This window comes from Methylobacterium organophilum, assembly GCF_022533465.1.
Taxonomy (GTDB): Bacteria; Pseudomonadota; Alphaproteobacteria; order Rhizobiales; family Beijerinckiaceae; genus Methylobacterium; species Methylobacterium organophilum.
In genome coordinates this window covers 1,526,141-1,543,198 of sequence record NZ_CP092848.1, presented here as the reverse complement: position 1 = coordinate 1,543,198, position 17,058 = coordinate 1,526,141, and the positions used below count along the sequence as shown (strand labels likewise).

At 68.6% G+C, this 17,058-nt stretch carries 18 protein-coding genes; 15 read left to right on the top strand and 3 right to left on the bottom strand.

The features are described from left to right. Positions 1-331: 331 nt before the first annotated feature. From MMB17_RS07130 to MMB17_RS07115, 4 genes are all read left to right on the top strand, one after another. Positions 332-1,909, top strand: coding sequence for a glucan biosynthesis protein G (locus tag MMB17_RS07130; protein ID WP_238309350.1), 1,578 nt, complete (start codon positions 332-334; stop codon positions 1,907-1,909). Further along, complete coding sequence (locus MMB17_RS07125; protein WP_241101574.1) at positions 1,906-2,406, top strand: GNAT family N-acetyltransferase; 501 nt, start codon at positions 1,906-1,908, stop codon at positions 2,404-2,406. Before MMB17_RS07130 ends, MMB17_RS07125 begins: the two co-directional genes overlap by 4 nt. Before the next feature lie 140 nt (positions 2,407-2,546). Next, the gene (locus MMB17_RS07120) at positions 2,547-3,638 is read left to right on the top strand and encodes an alkene reductase (protein WP_241101573.1); all 1,092 of its coding nucleotides are present in this window, start codon (positions 2,547-2,549) and stop codon (positions 3,636-3,638) included. Positions 3,639-3,726: 88 nt separating this feature from the next. After that, the gene (locus MMB17_RS07115; RefSeq protein ID WP_238309353.1) at positions 3,727-4,377 is read left to right on the top strand and encodes an HAD hydrolase-like protein; all 651 of its coding nucleotides are present in this window, start codon (positions 3,727-3,729) and stop codon (positions 4,375-4,377) included. A gap of 42 nt (positions 4,378-4,419) precedes the next feature. Here the strand turns inward: MMB17_RS07115 and MMB17_RS07110 are convergent, their stop codons facing one another. Continuing rightward, positions 4,420-4,917 carry an outer membrane protein assembly factor BamE gene (locus tag MMB17_RS07110; RefSeq protein WP_238309354.1) on the bottom strand — a complete coding sequence of 166 codons (498 nt, stop codon included), beginning with the start codon at positions 4,915-4,917 and terminating at the stop codon, positions 4,420-4,422. 148 nt (positions 4,918-5,065) lie between these two features. On the opposite strand from MMB17_RS07110, the gene MMB17_RS07105 reads away from it, so the two are divergent. The 11 genes from MMB17_RS07105 to MMB17_RS07055 all read left to right on the top strand — a co-directional run bounded on the left by MMB17_RS07105 (position 5,066) and on the right by MMB17_RS07055 (position 15,667). Then, entirely contained in the window at positions 5,066-5,626 is a 561-nt protein-coding gene (locus MMB17_RS07105; protein ID WP_241101572.1) for a ubiquinol-cytochrome C chaperone family protein, read from the top strand. After that, positions 5,623-6,159: a YceD family protein gene (locus MMB17_RS07100; RefSeq protein WP_241101571.1), complete on the top strand. Its 537-nt coding sequence runs from the start codon at positions 5,623-5,625 to the stop codon at positions 6,157-6,159. Before MMB17_RS07105 ends, MMB17_RS07100 begins: the two co-directional genes overlap by 4 nt. A gap of 131 nt (positions 6,160-6,290) precedes the next feature. Then, a complete protein-coding gene (gene plsX, locus MMB17_RS07095; protein ID WP_241101570.1) occupies positions 6,291-7,325 on the top strand; it encodes a phosphate acyltransferase PlsX in 1,035 nt (344 codons plus the stop codon). 14 nt (positions 7,326-7,339) lie between these two features. Next, entirely contained in the window at positions 7,340-8,317 is a 978-nt protein-coding gene (locus MMB17_RS07090) for a beta-ketoacyl-ACP synthase III (protein ID WP_241101569.1), read from the top strand. 137 nt (positions 8,318-8,454) lie between these two features. Beyond that, positions 8,455-8,775 carry an integration host factor subunit alpha gene (locus MMB17_RS07085; RefSeq protein WP_241101568.1) on the top strand — a complete coding sequence of 107 codons (321 nt, stop codon included), beginning with the start codon at positions 8,455-8,457 and terminating at the stop codon, positions 8,773-8,775. Positions 8,776-8,827: 52 nt separating this feature from the next. Then, entirely contained in the window at positions 8,828-9,301 is a 474-nt protein-coding gene (locus MMB17_RS07080; RefSeq protein WP_241101567.1) for a MerR family transcriptional regulator, read from the top strand. Between the two features lie 51 nt (positions 9,302-9,352). Continuing rightward, positions 9,353-9,772, top strand: a complete 420-nt coding sequence (locus MMB17_RS07075) for a hypothetical protein (protein ID WP_241101566.1) — start codon at positions 9,353-9,355, stop codon at positions 9,770-9,772. Positions 9,773-9,881: 109 nt separating this feature from the next. After that, positions 9,882-10,343 (top strand): 4-aminobutyrate aminotransferase, encoded by a 462-nt coding sequence (locus tag MMB17_RS07070; RefSeq protein WP_238309362.1) that lies wholly within the window; start codon positions 9,882-9,884, stop codon positions 10,341-10,343. A gap of 231 nt (positions 10,344-10,574) precedes the next feature. Then, positions 10,575-12,527 (top strand): PrkA family serine protein kinase, encoded by a 1,953-nt coding sequence (locus MMB17_RS07065; protein ID WP_238309363.1) that lies wholly within the window; start codon positions 10,575-10,577, stop codon positions 12,525-12,527. Positions 12,528-12,654: 127 nt separating this feature from the next. Continuing rightward, a complete protein-coding gene (locus MMB17_RS07060; RefSeq protein ID WP_241101565.1) occupies positions 12,655-13,953 on the top strand; it encodes a YeaH/YhbH family protein in 1,299 nt (432 codons plus the stop codon). Positions 13,954-14,095: 142 nt separating this feature from the next. Beyond that, a complete protein-coding gene (locus tag MMB17_RS07055; RefSeq protein WP_241101564.1) occupies positions 14,096-15,667 on the top strand; it encodes a SpoVR family protein in 1,572 nt (523 codons plus the stop codon). Between the two features lie 13 nt (positions 15,668-15,680). Here MMB17_RS07055 and MMB17_RS07050 read toward each other — a convergent pair whose 3' ends face one another. Both MMB17_RS07050 and MMB17_RS07045 read right to left on the bottom strand, forming a co-directional pair. Beyond that, positions 15,681-16,502: a shikimate 5-dehydrogenase gene (locus MMB17_RS07050; protein WP_241101563.1), complete on the bottom strand. Its 822-nt coding sequence runs from the start codon at positions 16,500-16,502 to the stop codon at positions 15,681-15,683. Between the two features lie 60 nt (positions 16,503-16,562). After that, positions 16,563-16,952 carry a tautomerase family protein gene (locus MMB17_RS07045; RefSeq protein ID WP_238309367.1) on the bottom strand — a complete coding sequence of 130 codons (390 nt, stop codon included), beginning with the start codon at positions 16,950-16,952 and terminating at the stop codon, positions 16,563-16,565. Positions 16,953-17,058 lie beyond the last annotated feature (106 nt).

Sequence of the window (17,058 nt, the reverse complement as noted above, 5' to 3'; positions counted from 1 at the left end):
GGCCGTAGGGATCCACCCTTGCGACCATCGATCCTTTAAGACCCCTGGCGGCTGTCCGGCAGTTGACCGGATGCCCACCAACCGACACGCGGCCACAGGCACGTGCGAAATTGGGCAGGCGCCATATACGCATCGGCCCCTTCGGGAACAAGCGCCCTCCGCGCGATTCCGAGCGGTTTTTCCCAGCCCTCACGGGAACGTGGCAGAATGGCCGCAGCCGGGCCGCCCGCACCTTTTCAAGGACGCGGGAACGGTCCATTGATCCGGCTCGTCCGCCCCGCTCGACCTCACGCGCCGGCCCCGCGGACGGCCCGGCAGCCTGCACGGAATCATGACAGAGCCCACCCGCCGCGCCGTCGTCTCGGCCCTTGCCGCAGGCGGAGCCTTGAGCCTGTCCGGCCTGGCGGCAACGGCCGAGGAGAAGGGCTATGCCCCCCGCCCCTTCGGCTTCGAGGAGGTCGAGGAGCGGGCCCGGGCGCTCGCCGCCGCGCCCTTCGACGCCCGGGTGCCCGCCCTGCCCCCCGCCTTCGCGCAGCTCGATTACGACGCCTGGCGCGACATCCGCTTCAAGCCGGGCAAGGCCTTCCTCGGCGAGGAGGGCAGCCGCTTCCGCCTGCAGCTCTTCCACCGCGGCTTCCTCTACGAGCGCCCGGTGACGGTGAACCTCGTGCGCGGCGGCATCGCCACCCCGATCCCCTACAAGGCGGACCTGTTCGATTTCGGGCGCACCAAGGTCTCGGGCCCGCTGCCGCTCGATCTCGGCTTTGCCGGCATCCGCATCCACACGCCGCTCAACAAGCCGGACCTGCTCGACGAGCTCATCGTCTTCGTCGGCGCGAGCTATTTCCGCTTCCTCGGGCGCGACCAGGTCTACGGGCTCTCGGCCCGGGGGCTCGCCGTGAACACCGAGGCGAAGGACGGCCCCGAGGAGTTCCCGTTCTTCCGCGAGTTCTGGGTGGAGGTGCCGGGCAAGGATGCCGAGACCGTCACGCTCCATGCCCTGCTCGACGGCCCCTCGCAGACCGGCGCCTACCGCTTCGTGGTGCGGCCGGGCGAGGAGACCATCGTCTCCGTGCAGACGACCCTGTTCCCCCGCCGCGCCCTCGGTCTCGTCGGGATCGCGCCGCTGACCTCGATGTACTTCATCGGCGAGACCGACCGGGGCCACAGCGACGATTATCGCCCGGAGCTGCACGATTCCGACGGGCTGCAGATCGCGGCCGGATCCGGGGAATGGCTCTGGCGCCCCCTCGACAACCCACAGGCGCGGCGGATCTCCTATTTCGGCGACCGCGACCCGAAGGGCTTCGGCCTGATGCAGCGCGACCGGGACTTCTCGAGCTACCAGGACCTGGAGGCCGCCTATCAGCGCCGGCCGAGCTACTTCGTGGAGCCGGAGGGGGCCTGGGGCGAGGGCGACGTGGTCCTCGTCGAGCTGCCGACCGACAACGAGGCCGCCGACAATATCGTCGCCTTCTGGCGCCCGCGGCAGCCCTACCCGGCCGGCGCCCCCGTCCGCCTGAACTACCGGATGCGGGCCCTCGCCGGGGTCAAGCTCCACCCGAACGGCCAGGTGCTCAACACCTTCCTCGCCGCCTCGGCGGCGAGCGGCGGGGCCCGCAGGCCGGAGGACCAGGACGCCCGCCGGCGCCGTCGCTTCCTGATCGATTTCGGTGGGGGCGACCTGCCCTATTTCCTGCCCGATCCCTCCGCCCTCGAAGTCGTGGCGAGCGCCACGGCGGGGCGGATCGCGGCCACCTCGATCACGCCGAACCCGTATGTGCGCGGCTTCCGGGTCGCCGTCGACGCGGTCCTCGACGGGCCGGGCACCACCGAACTGCGCGCCTTCCTGCGCAGCAAGGACCGCACGCTGACCGAGACCTGGTCGTTTCCCTGGACCGTCGCGTGAGCGCCGCGGCTGCCGAGCGGGCGCCCCGCCTCGCCCCGACCATCCGGCCGGCGCGGATCGCCGACCTCGATGCGCTGGTCGCCCTGGAGCATGCCGCCTTCGCCGGCGACCGGGCCGAGCGCCGGGCGCTGCGCCACGCCATCCGCTCGCCCAGCATGAGCCTGCTCGTGGCGGTCGCGCAGGAGCGCGACGGCGACCTCCTCATCGGCGCAGCGACGCTGGAGCGGCGCAAGACCAGCCGGATCGCCCGGCTCTCCTCCATCGCCGTGTCCCCGGCCCGGGCCGGGCAGGGCCTCGGCGCCCAGCTGCTCGCGGCGGCGGAGGCGGATTCGCGCCGCCACGGCCGCACCCGGCTGCGCCTCGAGGTGCGGGTCGACAACGGCCCCGCCATCCGCCTCTACGAGCGCAGCGGCTATGTCCGCTACGGCGCCAAGCCTGATTATTACGAGGATGGCACCGAGGCCTGGTGCTACGAAAAGGCGCTGTCCGACGACTGAGCGCGCCCGCTGCGGTGCGAAAGAGGTGCGCGAGCGCACCTCCCGCCCCTGGCGCGCGGGATGATCCCGCCCAACCTGCTCTCTCCGAGTGGGCAATTGGGCCGGCACCCCGCGCGGGCCGCGCCGATCACGAGGATTTCATGCCGTCTCTGTTCGATCCGATCCGCCTCGGCAGCCTTGAGCTGCCGAACCGCATCCTCATGGCGCCCCTGACCCGGGGCCGCGGGACGCGTACGCACGTGCCGACCCCGATCATGGCCGAGTACTACGCCCAGCGCGCGAGCGCCGGCCTCATCATCTCCGAGGCGACCGGCATCAGCCAGGAGGGGCTTGGCTGGCCCTACGCGCCGGGCATCTGGTCGCAGGAGCAGGTCGAGGCCTGGAAGCCGGTGGTGAAGGCGGTCCATGAGGCGGGCGGCCGCATCGCCCTGCAGCTCTGGCACATGGGCTACCTCGTCCATCCCGACTTCCTCGGCGGCGAGAAGCCCGTCTCCTCCTCCGTCGCGACCGCGCCGAGCGAGGCCCACACCTACGAGGGCAAGAAGCCCTACGGCGAGGCGCGGCCCCTGCGCGAGGACGAGATCCCGCGCCTGCTCGCGGATTACGAGAACGCGGCCAAGAACGCGGTCGCGGCCGGCTTCGACGGCGTGCAGATCCATGCCGCCAACGGCTACCTGCTCGACGAATTCCTGCGCGACGGCATCAACAAGCGCACCGACCGCTACGGCGGCTCCATCGAGAACCGCGTCCGCCTCGTGACCAAGGTGGCCCAGACCGTGGCCGGCGTGGTCGGCCCCGAGCGCACGGGCATCCGCTTCTCGCCGAACGGCCCGGTCCAGGGCGTGGACGATTCGAACCCGCACCCGCTGTTCGCGCTCGCTGCCGAGACGATGGCGCGCATCGGCCTCGCCTATATCGAACTGCGCGAGCCGGGGCCGAACGGCACCTTCGGCAAGGCCACGGTGCCTCCGGTCGCCCCGGTGATCAAGAAGGCCTTCGGCGGCCCCGTCATCCTCAACTGCGACTACGACGGGCCGAAGGCGCAGGCCGCCCTCGACGCGGGCGAGGCCGACGCCATCGCCTTCGGGCGCCCCTTCCTCGCCAATCCCGACCTGCCCCGCCGCATCGCCGAGGGCGCCCCCCTCAACAAGGACGACATGCCGACCTGGTACAGCCGGGGCCCGCAGGGCTACATCGACTATCCGACCCTCGACGCGGCCAAGGCCGCGTAAGCGCCCGCCATCGGACCGCACGAGGGAGGGCGCCGCGCCGAGCGGCGCCCTTTTTCGTTCCCGCGGACCCCAACGAGAAGGCCGCCCCTTGGACGCCGTCACGCGCCCTGCCTGTCGCCTCGTCGTGTTCGATTTCGACGGGACGCTGGCCGACACCTTTCCCTGGTTCTGCGGCGTGCTGAACGAGGTCGCCGACCGCTTCGGCTTCCGCCGGGTCGCGGCGCACGAGATCGACACCCTGCGCGGCCTCGACGCCCACGGCGTTCTCAAGCAGCTCGGCGTGCCCCTGTGGAAGGTCCCCGCCATCGCCCGTCACATGCACGGGCTCGCCGCCCGGGATGCCGGGACGATGCGGCTGTTTCCCGGCATCCCGGAGATGCTGGCCGCGCTCCAGGCGCAGGGCCTCGCCTTGGCGCTGCTCAGCTCGAACACCGAGGCGAATGTGCGCCGCGTCCTCGGGCCGGAGGCGGCCGCCCGGATCGGGCACTACGCCTGCGGCGCGGCGTTGTTCGGCAAGGCCCGGCGCCTCCAGGCGCTGCTGCGGCGCTGCGGCGTCCCGCCGGGCGCGGCGCTGTCGATCGGGGACGAGATCCGGGACTGGGAGGCCGCCCGCGCCGTCGGCTGCCGCTTCGGCGCCGTGGGCTGGGGCTACACGCGGGCGGACGCGCTCGCGGCGCGCGGCCCCGATCTTCTGCTGAGCCGGCCGGAGGCGCTGCTCGAAGCCCTGGTGCCGGCCTGAGGCTCAGGCCGGCTTTCCGCGGAGGGTTCTTGGCGAGGGACCTTACTGGCCCCGGTTCGCGCCCGGCACCACCGAGGCGCCCGCGCCCGAGCCGAAGGGCTCGTAGCGGGTCAGGCCGCGGAAGAGCTGGCTGAGGAAGGCGCGGTCGGCGCCGCTCGTCGGCGTGGTCCGCTCGATGAAGTCGAAGATGCGGCCGTCCTGCAGGCCGTAGAGCGCCACCCGCTCCACCCGCATGCCGCCGTTGAAATAGACCGCGGTCACCTTCTGGTCCTCGACCGACTCGCCCAGGAACAGCACCGTGCGGCGGGTGTTCTGGGTGATGTAGTACCAGGACTTGTTGCCCACGGTGGACACGGTGGAGGGCGTGCCGAGGATCTGCAGCACCTGCTCGGCGCTCATGCCGGGCTTGACGGTGGCGAGCGCCGCCTGATCGACCTGGTAGCCGTGACGCAGCTCCTCGCCGATGCAGGCGGAGAGCCCCGTGCCGACCAGACCGAGCACGGCGAGCCGTGCGAGCGAGGAGACGAGACGGCGCGACATCGAGGCCCCTTGTTCCGGAGGTGGCGCCCACCGCGATTTCTCTCGCGCGTCTACCGGGCTTGCACCTTGACCGTTGGCTGCCGTACCGCGGGGTTATGGCTTTGACAAGGCAAGCTCGGCCACAGCGGGCCGGCATCCGGAGGATGCGATGATCCTGAGCTTCCTGCGCCGCCGGGATCCGAACGGCGCGGCGATCCGCCTCCTCCACGCCCGCGTCAACGCGGCGGCCCGGGCGCCGGCCCTCTACGAGGGGCTCGGCGTTCCCGACACGGTCGAGGGCCGGTTCGAGGCCCTGTGCCTGCACGTGATCCTCGTCCTGCGCCGCCTGGATGCGCTGCCCGCGCCGGCGGGCGACGTGGCGCAGGACCTCGTCGATTCCGTCTTCCGCCAGCTCGACGCCTCCCTGCGCGAGCTCGGCGTCGGCGACATCGGCGTTCCCAAGCGCATGAAGAAGCTCGCCGCCGCCTTCTACGGGCGGGCCGACAGCTACGGCGCGCCCCTCGGGGCGGGCGACCGGGCCGGCCTCGCCGCGGCATTGGCGCGCAACCTGCTCGGCGCCGAGGCGGCCGAGGCGGGAGCCGGCGCCCTGGCCGATTATGTGATGGCCAGCGCCGGGACCCTGTCCGGCCTCGATCTCGACGCCCTGCTCGGGTCCGGCCCGTGCTTCGCCGACCCGGCGTCGTTCCACCACCCAGGGAGGGCTGCATGACGCGTTCCGACACCCGATCCGGGCCGACCCGGCCCGAGACCAGCCCGCTCTCGCGGTCGATGCCGGTCGAGCGGCTCCTGCGCAACCGCGCCGAGATCGTCGTCGAGGCGAGCGAGGCGGAATGCGTGGCGCTGGCGCAGGATTTCGGCCTCCCGGCGATCCGCGGCCTCGTCGGCCGCTTCCGGCTCTCGGGCTCGCAGGAGCGGCTTCACGTGACGGGAAGCGTCGAAGCCCTCGTGACGCAGACTTGCACGGCGAGCCTGGAAGGCTTCGAGGCGGCGGTGTCCGAGCCCGTGGACATCACCTTCTCCGACCTCGCGATGGACGAGGCCGGAGACGGTGCCGAGAACGTCGACACCCCCGACCCCATCACAAACGGCCGGATCGATTTCGGCGCTCTCACCGCGGAGTTCCTCGCGCTCGGGCTCGATCCCTATCCGCGCAAGCCCGGCATCGACTTCGAGACCGTGAGCGTCGGGGCAGATACGAGCCCATTCGCAGCGCTCGGTCGCCTGCGCGAGGGGGAGGGCTGAGCCAAGCCCTGCAGTTTTCGTTTGCCCCCCGCCGCTCGATCGCTATTTTCCGCGCGCCATTGGGCGGGCCGCGTAACAGGCGTGGGTCCCGCGGAAGCTGAGCCTCTCCCCGAGGCAGCGACACGGAAGACATGTCGGCACGCGTTTGCATCTCGCTCGACGCCATGGGCGGCGATCACGGACCCTCGACCGTCGTCCCGGGCGCGGCCATCGCCCGGGAACGGCATCCCGAGACCACCTTCCTGATGTTCGGTGACGAGGCGGTGGTCCGCCCCCTTGTCGAGGCCGAGCCGCGCCTGAAGGGCGCCGTCGAGATCCGCCACACCACGGTCTCCGTCGCCATGGACGATAAGCCGAGCCAGGCGGTGCGCCAGGGCCGGGGCAAGTCCTCGATGTGGCGCGCGATCCAGGCGGTGCGCGACGGCGAGGCCCAGGCCGCGGTCTCGGCAGGCAATACCGGCGCGCTCATGGCGATGTCGAAGATCTGCCTGAAGACCATGGCGGGCATCGAACGCCCGGCCATCGCCTGTCTGTGGCCGACGATCCGCGGCGAGAGCGTAGTGCTCGATGTTGGCGCCACCATCGGCACCGATGCCGAGCATCTTGTCGAGATGGCGGTCATGGGTGCGGCCATGGCCCGCATCGTCCTCGACATCGACACCCCCTCGGTCGGCCTGCTCAATGTCGGCACCGAGGAGATGAAGGGTAACGAGGCCGTCAAGGAGGCCGCCCGTCTTCTGCGGGAGAACGACCCCGCCAATTTCTCCTATTACGGCTTCGTCGAGGGCACCGATCTCGGCCGTGGCACGACGGATGTCGTCGTCACCGAAGGCTTCACCGGTAACATCGCCCTCAAGACCGCCGAGGGAACAGCCAAGCAGATCGCGACGTATCTGAAAGCGGCCATGGGGCGCACGCTCTCGGCCAAGATCGGCTATCTCTTCGCGCGCCAGGCCTTCGCGGCCCTGCGCGAGAAGATGAATCCGAGCCGGGCCAATGGTGGCGTGTTCCTCGGGCTCGAAGGCATCGTCATCAAGAGCCACGGCTCGGAGAACGCGCAGGGCTTCGCGGCGGCAGTCGACCTCGCCCACGACATGGCCCGCCACGATCTGATGCGCACGATCCGTGACATGCTCGAGCGCACGCCCGCGGTCGTGCAGATTTAGAAAGGACCGATCAGATGGCGCTCCTGCGCTCCGTCGTCGTCGGCTGCGGCTCCTACCTGCCGAGGCAGGTCGTCACGAATGCCGATCTGGAAACCCGGGTCGAGACGTCGGACGAGTGGATCGTGCAGCGCACGGGCATCCGGCAGCGCCACATCGCCGGCCCCGACGAGACCACCTCCGTGCTCGGAGCGCAGGCGGCGAAGGCGGCCCTCGATCGGGCCGGTCTCTCCGGCGCCGACATCGATCTCGTCATCTGTGCCACCTCGACGCCCGATCACACCTTCCCGTCCACCGCCACCCAGATCCAGGCGATGCTGGGCATCGAGACCGGATTCGCCTTCGACCTCCAGGCCGTCTGTGCCGGCTTCGTCTTCGCCGTCGCGACCGCCGACCGCTATCTCGCCACCGGCGCAGCCAAGCGTGCCCTCGTGGTCGGGGCGGAGACTTTCTCCCGCATCGTCGACTGGGAGGACCGCACCACCTGCGTGCTGTTCGGCGACGGGGCGGGCGCCGTCGTCCTCGAAGCGCGGGAGGGCGGCGGCACCACAGCCGATCGCGGCGTTCTGGCGAGCTGCCTGCGCTCGGACGGGCGTCACCGCGCGAAGCTCTACGTGGATGGCGGTCCGGGCTCGACCGGGACCACTGGCAAGCTGCGCATGGAGGGCAAGGAGGTCTTCCGCTTCGCCGTCGGCTCGGTGACCGACGTGATCGAGGAGACCTTCCGCGCCTCGGGCACCACCGCCGAGGATCTCAGCTGGTTCGTGCCGCATCAGGCGAATCGCAGGATCATCGAGGCCTCTGCCGACAAGCTCGGCATCGCCCGCGAGAAGGTGGTGCTGACGGTCGACCGGCACGGCAACACATCGGCCGCCTCGATCCCGCTTGCCCTCGACGCCGCCTGCCGGGACGGGCGCATCCGCGAGGGCGACCTCGTGATGATCGAGGCGATCGGTGGCGGCTTCACCTGGGGCGCCGCCCTGATCCGCTGGTGAGCGGGCCGGCGCCGTTGCCCGAAGCGGCATGAGCTGTCAACCGCAAGCTTCGGTTGACCCACGCCTGTACGCCGATTAGCGTTCCGCATCATAGAGATACGCGGTCGCGGTCGAGTCGGCCCAAAGGGGGTGAACGCATGTCGGGGAAGACGGTCACACGCGCCGATCTGAGCGAGGCCGTCTATCAGCAGGTCGGCCTGTCGCGCTCGGAATCAGCTGCCCTCGTCGAAACCGTGCTCGCCGAGATCTGCGGGACCCTCGAAGCCGGAGAGACGGTGAAGCTGTCCTCCTTCGGCTCCTTCGTGGTGCGCTCCAAGGGCAAGCGGGTCGGCCGCAATCCGAAGACCGGCGTCGAGGTCGAGATCGAGCCCCGCCAGGTCATGGTGTTCAAGCCCTCCAACGTATTGAAGGCCCGCATCAATGGCCTGAACGGCGCCGCGGATTCCGACGAGGATTGAGGGAGCCGAAGTGTCGCTGGTCTCGCGAAACGCCGTCCGCTGAGCCTCACCGATGCCGCTCGCCCTCAATCTCGCCTCCGGCCCGAACGAGGATCGGACCGACAAGCGCCCCGGCGCCTTCCGAACCATCACCGAAGTCGCCGAGGAGTTGGCAACGCCCCAGCACGTGCTGCGCTTCTGGGAGACGCGCTTTCCCCAGATCAAGCCGCTGAAGCGGGCGGGCGGCCGCCGCTACTACCGGCCCGACGACGTCGATCTCATCAAGGGCGTGCAGCACCTGCTCCATCGCCAGGGCTACACCATCAAGGGCGCGCAGCGGGTCCTGAAAGAGAAGGGCGTGCGCTTCGTGCAGGCGGTCGGGCGCGGCGAGGCCGAGGCGGGCGCCCCGGAACCGGAGAACGAAGCCGTTCCCGGGGAGACCCTGTCGCCCGGCGGGCGCGTCGCCCTTGAGGGCGCACTCGCCGAGCTTCGAGGCTGCCGTGCCTTGCTGCAGCGGCTCGAGGCCGGGGACTCCGAAGAGCCCTGACTCCGCGAGGGCCGTGATCGAACTTTGCGCGAGGAAGGGCGTTGAGGCGCCATGGCCGAGCCCCGCCGCCAGATGTCGCCGACCCAGGAGCTGATCGCCCGCGTCATGCGGATCGTGCGGATCTGCCCCGATGCCGCCTCGGAAGTGCTCGAGCTGATGTTCCTCGTCAGCCAGATCGAGGCACTAACGACCGTCGATCGCGAATATCGCGATGCGCGCCGGGTGATCAGCCGCCTGCGCAATCCCCTCTGGGAGATGGGACCGACCGAGCGCGAGCACCTGCTCAAGGCCGCCGACACCATCCGCAAGGCCTGCGCGCTCAAGGAAAACGACATCCCAGTCACGCCGATTGCCGATCTCGGCGAGCGCGAGCGCATCGAGAAGCATCTGCTCGCGGCCCTGAGCGGAGAGCTTGACGCAACCCAGCTCGCCCGGGTGACCGGCGCTGTCGCCGCCGCCCTCCAACACTGATCGGTCCGCAACCAGCGCGATCACCCTCGACGTGGCGTCCGCCGCCTCCCACATCGGGGACGCGGATCCGAGCGACGAACCGCGCCGTGTTACCGGGAGAGACCTGACGATGCCCGCCCTCCGTCCGACCACCGCCTTCTGTGCCGCGCTGTTCCTGACAGCGAGCCCAGCCCTGGCCCAGACCACGGTGACCCGCAGCGAGACCGCGGCACCGGGCAAGGTGGTCCGTCTCGTGATCGCCCCCAACCTCAAGAAGGACTGCTCGCCCGGCCCGACTCCGGAGATCCGCGTGACGGAAGCTCCGAAGAACGGCAAGCTCGTCACGAGAGCCACCAAGCTGAAGACGCCCGCGAGCTACCGCTGCCCGAACAAGGAAGCGGAGGTGCAGGCGCTCTACTACCAGAGCAAGGCCGGCTTCAGCGGCGCCGATGCGGTGACGGTGGAAATCAAGACCGCCGAGGGCACGGTCGAGAAGCAGGATATCCGCATCACCGTCGATGCGAAGGCCGGCGAGGGCAAGGCCGACGAGAAGAAGAAGGACGTCGGCTCCAAGGGCACGACAGACCTGTGAACAGCGCGCAGCTCTCCAGGCCTGCTTGCTGCAGCGCACAGGGGCTCGGCTGCCCCTGTGCCCGGGGCAATACCGAGGTAACCGGGCATCTAACCGACTTCGTTCGTTAAAGGTGTGACCCGTTTCCCACGCGGTGGATCCGTCGTCATTGCGGTGCGACAAAACATGCGATGTCAGTTGCATCGGAGTCGAGACAGGATGAAGCTGTCTCCAGCGTGAAGGGGTGTTCGAATGCCGACGCACTCGACGAACGACCTGTTCCAGAGCTTCGCTCGTGGTTACGAGGCGCGCCGAGACACGGAGATGACGCTCTCCGAGTATCTTGAGGCCTGCCGGGACGAGCCTCTGATGTACGCGAGCGCGGCCGAGCGCATTCTCGACGCGATCGGCAAGCCGGAGATGGTCGACACCGCCCGGGATCCCCGCCTCGGCCGCGTGTTCATGAACCGGACCATCCGGATCTACCCGGCCTTCTCCGAATTCTATGGCATGGAAGAGACGATCGAGCGGATCGTCTCGTTCTTCCGCCACGCGGCCCAGGGCCTCGAAGAGCGCAAGCAGATCCTCTACCTGCTGGGGCCGGTCGGCGGCGGCAAATCCTCCCTGGCCGAGCGCCTCAAGGCCCTGATGGAGGTGCACCCGATCTACGTGCTCAAGGCGGGGGACGAGGTCTCGCCGGTCTTCGAGAGCCCGCTCGGCCTGTTCGATCCCGAGACCATGGGCCAGGAGATCGAGGAGCGCTTCGGCATACCACGGCGCCGGCTCACCGGCCTGATGAGCCCCTGGGCGCTCAAGCGCCTCGACGAGTTCGACGGCGACATCTCGCGCTTCAAGGTCATCAAGATCCGGCCCTCGCGCCTGCGCCAGATCGCCATCGCCAAGACCGAGCCGGGCGACGAGAACAACCAGGACATCTCCTCGCTCGTCGGCAAGGTGGATATCCGCCGCCTCGAAACCCTCTCCCAGGCCGATCCGGACGCCTACTCCTATTCGGGTGGCCTCAACCGGGCGAACCAGGGCGTTCTCGAATTCGTCGAGATGTTCAAGGCGCCGATCAAGATGCTGCACCCCCTGCTCACGGCGACGCAGGAGGGCAACTATGTCGGCACCGAGAATATCGGCGCGATCCCCTTCACCGGCGTGATCCTGGCCCACTCGAACGAGGCCGAGTGGCAGTCGTTCAAGACCAACAAGAACAACGAAGCCTTCATCGACCGTATCTACGTCATCAAGGTGCCCTACTGCCTCCGAGTGACGGAGGAGCAGCACATCTACGACAAGCTGATCTCCCGCTCGGAGCTGTCGCAGGCCGCCTGCGCCCCGGGCACGCTGGAGATGCTGGCCCGGTTCTCGGTGCTCTCCCGCCTGCGCGAGCACGCGAATTCGAACTTGTTCTCGAAGATGCGCGTTTATGACGGCGAGAGTCTTCGCGAGGTCGATCCCCGCGCCCGCTCGATGCAGGAATACAAGGACACCGCCGGCGTCGACGAGGGCATGGACGGGATCTCGACCCGCTTCGCCTTCAAGGTGCTTGCCGCAACCTTCAATCACGACACCACGGAGGTCTCCGCCGACCCCGTGCACCTGATGTACGTGCTGGAACAGGCGATCCGGCGCGAGCAGCTCGCCCCCGAAACCGAGAAGCGCTACTTGGAGTTCATCAAGACCGAGCTGGCCCCGCGCTATGCGGAGTTCATCGGCCACGAGATCCAGAAGGCCTATCTCGAGTCCTACCACGATTACGGGCAGAACCTGTTCGACCGCTACATCGACTACGCCGATGCCTGGATCGAGGATCAGGACTTCAAGGACGCCGAGACCGGCCAGCTCCTCAACCGCGAACTCCTGAATCAGGAGCTCACCAAGATCGAGAAGCCGGCGGGCATCGCCAATCCGAAAGACTTCCGCAACGAAGTGGTGAAGTTCGCCCTGCGCTCGCGGGCCCAGCATGGCGGGCGCAATCCGTCCTGGACTTCCTACGAGAAGCTGCGCGAGGTGATCGAGCGGCGGATGTTCAGCCAGGTCGAGGAACTGCTGCCCGTCATTTCCTTTGGTTCAAAGAAAGACAGCGAGACCGAGAAGAAACACGGCGAGTTCGTCGATCGCATGACCGAGCGGGGCTATACCGAACGGCAGGTCCGGCGGCTGGTCGAGTGGTACATGAGGGTCAAACAGGCGGGCTGAGCGGGCTGCCCCGGACGATGCGGCGCCTGCCCGACTCTCCGCCGCACGTTCAAGGCGGTTGTCCCGGTCCCACGGACCGGGACAGGCCGGGACCAGGGTTCGAAGACGAGGCGCTAAGCGACACCGGATGCACATCGTCGACCGTCGGCTCAATCCGGGAGGCAAGAGCCTCCCGAACCGCCAGCGCTTCCTGCGTCGGGTCAAGGACATGGCGCAACGCGCGGTCCGGGAATCGGCCCGCGAGAAGGACATCAAGGATCTCGGCAAGGATGGCCGGATTTCGGTGCCCGGCGACGGGGTGCGCGAGCCCCGCTTCAGCCGCCAGCCCGGCACGGGCCTGCAGGACTACATCATCCCCGGCAACAAGACCTACGTTGAGGGCGACCGCATCGAGCGGCCGCCGGGCGGCCAGGGCGGGGGCGGTGCCGGCGAGGGGGGCGAAGGCTCCGAGAACAGCGAGGACGCCTTCCACTTCGTCTTGACCCGGGACGAGTTCCTGGAGCTCTTCCTCGACGACCTGGAACTGCCCGATCTCGCCAAGCGCCGCCTGTCGGTGGTCGAGACGGAGGGCCTGCGCCGGGCCGGCTATACGGTGTCCGGTTCCCCGGCGAACCTCGCCCTGTCGCGCACGCTGCGCAACTCGATGTCCCGGCGCATCGCCCTGAAGCGGCCGAAGCTCGAGGAGCTTGCCGCCCTCGAGGCCCGCATCGCCGAGACCCACGAATTCGATCCCGACCTGCCCAAGCTGACGGCGGAGCTGGAGGCCCTGCGCGAGCGCTCGAAGCGCATCCCCTACGTCGATCCGATCGACCTGCGCTTCCGCCGCTTCGAGCCCTATCCGCGGCCCATCGCCCAGGCGGTGATGTTCTGCCTGATGGACGTGTCCGGCTCGATGACCGAGCACATGAAGGACCTCGCCAAGCGCTTCTACATCCTGCTGCACATCTTCCTGACGCGCCGCTACAAGCATGTCGAGATCGTCTTCATCCGCCACACCGACAAGGCGACGGAGGTGGACGAGGAGACCTTCTTCGGCTCCCGCGAGACCGGAGGCACGCTGGTCTCCTCGGCTCTGGTCGAGATGAAGCGCATCGTGACCGAGCGCTACGACCCAGCCGACTGGAATATCTATGCGGCCCAGGCCTCGGACGGCGACAACGTGTCGAGCGACGGACCGACCGCGACCGAGCTTCTGCGCAGCCACATCCTGCCGGCCTGCCAGCATTTCGCCTATCTCGAGGTCGGTGACGAGAACGGCCCCCGCGCCGGCTTCGTGGAGCACCGGACCACGCTCTGGCGCACATACGAGGCGCTGGCCAAGGCGGGCGAACCGCTGGCCATGCGCAAGGTCAACCACCGCCGGGATATCTACCCCGTCTTCCGCGAGCTGTTCGGGCGAAGCCAGGACGCCAAGGCGGAGGCCTAGCTTCTATGCTCTTCCCCCTCGCGGGGGAGGAGTCGGAGGTGGGGACGGTGCCGGACAAAAGCCCGGCGGGGCCTCCTGAACCACCCCTACCCTTGCCCCTCCCCACATGGGAGAGGGGAGACGCGTCGAGAAGGATTCTCGCATGGCCGCGAGCCTGAGCCGCACGAAGTCCACGGCGCCCAAACTGGGCGAGTTGCTGTTCACCGGCAACGACTGGGATTTCGATACGATCCGGCGCATTCACGACGCCTGCGAGGGCATCGCCGGCCCCGAACTCGGCCTGTCCTGGTATCCGAACCAGATCGAGATCATCACCGCCGAGCAGATGCTGGACGCCTATGCCTCGATCGGCATGCCGCTGTTCTACAAGCACTGGTCCTTCGGCAAGCACTTCGCCCAGCACGAGTCGAGCTACCGGCGCGGCCTGATGGGCCTCGCCTATGAGATCGTCATCAATTCGGATCCGTGCATCTCCTACGTGATGGAGGAGAACACGGCCACGATGCAGACACTCGTGATCGCGCACGCCGCCTTCGGCCACAACCACTTCTTCAAGAACAACTATCTCTTCCGGCAATGGACGGATGCCGAGGGCATCCTCGACTATCTCGACTTCGCCAAACGCTACATCGCGCGCTGCGAGGAGCGCTACGGCCACCATGCCGTCGAGCAGTTGCTCGATGCGGCACATGCGCTGATGAGCCAGGGCGTTCACCGCTATCCCCGCAAGAAGCGGCCGGACCTCGCCTCCGAGCAGCGCCGGGAGCGGGAACGGGAGGAGCACGGCGAGCAGATCTTCAACGATCTCTGGCGCACGCTGCCGCAGAAGGCCGGCGCCGCCAAGGCCGATCCGGCCCTCGACCGCCGCCGGGCACTTCTGGAGCTGCCCCAGGAGAACCTGCTCTACTTCTTGGAGAAGGTGGCCCCACGACTGCGGCCCTGGCAGCGGGAGATCCTGCGCATCGTCCGCTTGGTGGCGCAGTATTTCTACCCGCAGCGCCAGACCAAGGTCATGAACGAGGGCTGCGCCACCTACTGCCACTACCGGATCATGAACGCGCTCTCGCAGAAGGGCCAGATCAACGAGGCGGCCTATCTCGAGTTCCTGACCTCGCACACCAACGTCATCCGCCAGCCGAATTTCGACGAGCGCGGCTTCGGCGGCCACAACCCCTATGCCCTCGGCTTCGCCATGATGCAGGACATCGCCCGCATCGCCGAGGACCCGACCGACGAGGATCGGGCGTGGTTCCCCGACATCGCCGGCCGTGGCGACGGCATGGAGATCCTGCGCGATTGCTGGGAGAACTATCGGGACGAGAGCTTCATCGCCCAGTTCCTGTCGCCGAAGCTCATGCGCGACATGCGCCTGTTCCACGTCGTCGACGATCCCGACGAACCCGAGATGCGGGTCGAGGCGATCCATGACGAGCGCGGCTACCGCAAGATGCGCCGCTCCTTTGCCCGGCAATACGACGTGGCCTGGCTCGATCCCGACATCGAGGTGGTCGATGTCGACCTCGAAGGCGATCGCAAGCTGATCCTGCACCACAAGGCGCTCAATCGCATCACCCTGCAGAAGGACGATGCCCGGCGCGTGCTGCAGCACCTCGCCAATCTCTGGGGCTACGACGTCCTCCTCAAGGAGGTCGATCCGGCCACCGGCTCGGTGCTGACCGAGCACACGGCCACGGCCCGGCCGGTCTTCTTCTGATCGAAGAGGGCGATCAGCCGACGCGGGCGAAGGCAGCCGCCGCCTCGACGGCCGCTGGCTCGGGGCGGATGCCGGTATAGAGCACGAATTGTTCGAGCGCCTGCAGCACCGCGACCTCGGCCCCCGAGATCGTCGCCTTGCCCCGCGATCGGGCCGCCCGCAGGAAGGGTGTCTCCACCGGCAGGGCGACGACGTCGAACACAGCCTGCGCCGCCGCGATCATCGCCTCGGGGAAGGCGAGCTGCCCCTCGCCGCCCCCTGCCATGCCGAGGGGCGTGACGTTGATCAGGACGGGCGCGGTGAGGCTCCCGAGATCCTCCGCCCAGCCATAGCCGTAGGCTTCCGCCAGGGCCGGGCCGCTCCGCCCGTTCCGGGCAACGATCGTTCCCTGCCGGAAGCCGCCATCGTGCAGCGCGGCAGCGACGGCCTTGGCCATCCCGCCGCTGCCGCGCAGCAGGAACGGCGTGGCCGGGTCGATCCCCGACTGTTCGAGGAGACTGCGGACCGCGCTGTAATCGGTGTTGTGCCCGGTGAGCCGACCGCCCTCGTTGACGATGGTGTTGACGCTGTCGATCGCCTGGGCGGATGGGGCCAGCCCGTCGAGGAGCGGGATCACCGCCTCCTTGAATGGCATCGAGATCGCGCAGCCACGAATGCCGAGCGCGCGGATCCCCCCGATGGCAGCGGGAAGATCCGTCGTGGTGAAGGCCTTATAGACGTAGTCGAGGCCGAGTCGTTCGTAGAGATGATTATGAAAGCGCGAGCCGAAGGTGCCGGGCCGGGCTGCCAGGGACATGCACAGGGTCGTGTCCCGGCCGATGCTGGTCCTGTCCATCCCTGACCTCGGCATATCGCACGCGGCGGCTCGCCTGGGCGGGCCGCCGCAGATCGAACCTCAGAGTTCGCCGGTGAGGAACTGGGCGCGGCCGTGACCGAATGACCAATCCTCGTCGGTGTTCTCCACCATCGAGATCATCACGTCAGCGGGTGCGATGCCGCAGGCGGCCTGCAACTTCTCGGTGAGGAGACGGTAGAACAGCTCCTTCTTCTCCCGACCACGCGGCCGGGTGATCACCTGCACCACGACCACGTCCTTCGTCCGTGGGATGCCGAGGCCGGTATCCTCGACGATCATGCGCGAAGGCTTGTGCTCGGTGACGATCTGGTAGCGGTCGCCCGCAGGCACCTGGAAGGCTTCGAGCATCGCCTCGTGTGCGGCGTCGAGCAGAGTCTTCAGCTCGGCCTTGGAGCGGCCTTCGATCAGGTCGAAGCGGATGAGCGGCATCGGTCGTTCCGGACTATTGGGGGAGGCGCCCGACTCTGGCTGTTGCGGATCGGACTCGCTTATTAGCGCCCCGAAGCCCGGTGTTTCAAACGTGGCCGGCCTTTCC

Coding starts and splice junctions, on each gene's coding strand:
- MMB17_RS07045 (WP_238309367.1), bottom strand. CDS start 16,952: ATGCCGCTCATCCGCTTCGACCTGATCGAAGGCCGCTCCAAGGCCGAG.
- MMB17_RS07060 (WP_241101565.1), top strand. CDS start 12,655: ATGCACATCGTCGACCGTCGGCTCAATCCGGGAGGCAAGAGCCTCCCG.
- MMB17_RS07110 (WP_238309354.1), bottom strand. CDS start 4,917: ATGTCGCGCCGTCTCGTCTCCTCGCTCGCACGGCTCGCCGTGCTCGGT.
- MMB17_RS07120 (WP_241101573.1), top strand. CDS start 2,547: ATGCCGTCTCTGTTCGATCCGATCCGCCTCGGCAGCCTTGAGCTGCCG.
- plsX (WP_241101570.1), top strand. CDS start 6,291: ATGTCGGCACGCGTTTGCATCTCGCTCGACGCCATGGGCGGCGATCAC.
- MMB17_RS07080 (WP_241101567.1), top strand. CDS start 8,828: ATGCCGCTCGCCCTCAATCTCGCCTCCGGCCCGAACGAGGATCGGACC.
- MMB17_RS07100 (WP_241101571.1), top strand. CDS start 5,623: ATGACGCGTTCCGACACCCGATCCGGGCCGACCCGGCCCGAGACCAGC.
- MMB17_RS07090 (WP_241101569.1), top strand. CDS start 7,340: ATGGCGCTCCTGCGCTCCGTCGTCGTCGGCTGCGGCTCCTACCTGCCG.
- MMB17_RS07105 (WP_241101572.1), top strand. CDS start 5,066: ATGATCCTGAGCTTCCTGCGCCGCCGGGATCCGAACGGCGCGGCGATC.
- MMB17_RS07065 (WP_238309363.1), top strand. CDS start 10,575: ATGCCGACGCACTCGACGAACGACCTGTTCCAGAGCTTCGCTCGTGGT.
- MMB17_RS07085 (WP_241101568.1), top strand. CDS start 8,455: ATGTCGGGGAAGACGGTCACACGCGCCGATCTGAGCGAGGCCGTCTAT.
- MMB17_RS07055 (WP_241101564.1), top strand. CDS start 14,096: ATGGCCGCGAGCCTGAGCCGCACGAAGTCCACGGCGCCCAAACTGGGC.
- MMB17_RS07130 (WP_238309350.1), top strand. CDS start 332: ATGACAGAGCCCACCCGCCGCGCCGTCGTCTCGGCCCTTGCCGCAGGC.
- MMB17_RS07075 (WP_241101566.1), top strand. CDS start 9,353: ATGGCCGAGCCCCGCCGCCAGATGTCGCCGACCCAGGAGCTGATCGCC.
- MMB17_RS07070 (WP_238309362.1), top strand. CDS start 9,882: ATGCCCGCCCTCCGTCCGACCACCGCCTTCTGTGCCGCGCTGTTCCTG.
- MMB17_RS07050 (WP_241101563.1), bottom strand. CDS start 16,502: ATGGACAGGACCAGCATCGGCCGGGACACGACCCTGTGCATGTCCCTG.